The following is a 1652-nucleotide window of genomic DNA, read 5'->3' as shown; positions in this document are numbered from 1 at the left end:
CTAGATACTATGGAAGGGCGCCACGGAAGTAAGCCTCCTGGAGTAAAACGAGGATCCCGACACCCGTTTTCCGAGAGGAGTACGCAAATGAATGCGCCTCGCACGGCCCTTCGCGGGCAGGATACAACCATCACCGGATCGCTGTATGTCGCCTTCGAACTGGGTGACAGGAGCTGGAAGCTCTCCCTGGGCGATGGGGTGCGCGCGCCGAGCCGCTGCACCGTGGCCGCCGGCGATACGGCCGCAGTTTTCACGGCGATTGCAAAGGCCAAAGCGCGCTGTCATCTGGCGGCCGATGCTCCGGTGCGGAGCTGTTACGAAGCCGGGCGTGACGGCTTCTGGCTGCACCGCTGTCTGGAAGCACATCAGATCACGAACCTGGTGGTGGATTCAGCCAGTATCGAAGTGAACCGGCGCAGACGTCGCGCCAAGACTGACCGGCTTGACAGCGACAAACTGCTGTCGATGCTGATGCGTTACTACGCTGGTGAACGCCGGGTGTGGGCGGTCGCGCGCATCCCGACTCCCGAACAGGAAGATGAGCGGCGGGTACACCGTGAACTCGATCGCCTGCGCCAGGAGCGCACTGCCCATAGCAACCGCATCCGCTCGCTGCTGGTACTTCACAACCTGCGGCCCGAGCGAATCGGTGGCCGCGCGTGGGCGCACTGGTGGGCCGAGCACACCACTCAGCTGTTGCCAGCCCTGCGCGCCGAGATCGAGCGCGAATGTGAGCGGCTGTCGCTGGCTGCCAGGCAGATCAGGACGCTCGAGGCACAGCAGCAGCGCGAGGTGCGCAGCGGTGTGCAACCCGCGATTGCGCGGCTCGCGCACCTCGCGGGTATCGGAACGGGCAGTGCCTGGGTCCTGGTCAGGGAACTGTTCGGCTGGCGACAGTTTCACAACCGCCGTGAAGTGGCCGGCTGCCTGGGCCTGGCCCCGACGCCCTATGCCAGCGGTACGAGTGAAGTTGAGCAGGGCATCAGCAAGATCGGCAACAAGCGAGCCCGATGGCTGATGGTGGAACTGGCGTGGAGCTGGTTGCGCTTCCAGCGCAGCAGCCAGCTAAGCGACTGGTTCAACGAGCGCTTTGCAGGCGGTGGCAAGCGTATGCGACGCATCGGCATTGTGGCACTTGCCAGACGTCTGGCGGTCGCGCTATGGCGCTATCTGGAATTCGGCGAGATTCCCCTCGGGGCAACCCTCAAGCCGCCTGCGAAGAAGGTGACGGCGACCTGAACAGCCAACGTCGAGCGGCAGCAGCGTTTGAAGGTTTGGCGCGCCCGGAACGGAGGTGGGTTGTCCGGCGGATAACCGTGGTTCTAGATGGGGCGCGTCCGTAATGGGGTGGTTCCAGCGCCTTGCGCATGCGGTATGTGGTGACCGGTCTGGTGGCCGGCACGGATAGAAGTTGGTCCGGTCAACTTGTCCGGACTTCAGACACCCCGACCTCACTAGTGTTCTCGCTTGATATGGAGGATTGCAAATCATCTTATCGAAAAGGTTATCCACCACCGGCCAGCGTCATGGTCGTGACAAGCGACCCGTTGGCCGGTGGTGGATAACCTCTCGCGCTCTCGAATGGGAGATAACTGACGGGAAAATGGATCGCGAAAGGGCTTGACTTCCAATGCCCCATAGAAGCCTCCGTT

General features: G+C 62.7%; 1 protein-coding gene. It reads left to right on the top strand.

The annotated features are described in order from the left end of the window. Positions 1-87: 87 nt before the first annotated feature. Entirely contained in the window at positions 88-1239 is a 1152-nt protein-coding gene (locus tag HDG32_RS35885; protein WP_184074566.1) for an IS110 family transposase, read from the top strand. Positions 1240-1652 lie beyond the last annotated feature (413 nt).

The sequence above is a fragment of the Paraburkholderia sp. CI2 genome, from assembly GCF_014201055.1.
Lineage (GTDB): Bacteria > Pseudomonadota > Gammaproteobacteria > Burkholderiales > Burkholderiaceae > Paraburkholderia > Paraburkholderia tuberum.
Note: the sequence above shows the minus strand (reverse complement) of the source record. Positions and strands in the feature narration are given on the sequence as shown.

Coding starts and splice junctions, on each gene's coding strand:
- HDG32_RS35885 (WP_184074566.1), top strand. CDS start 88: ATGAATGCGCCTCGCACGGCCCTTCGCGGGCAGGATACAACCATCACC.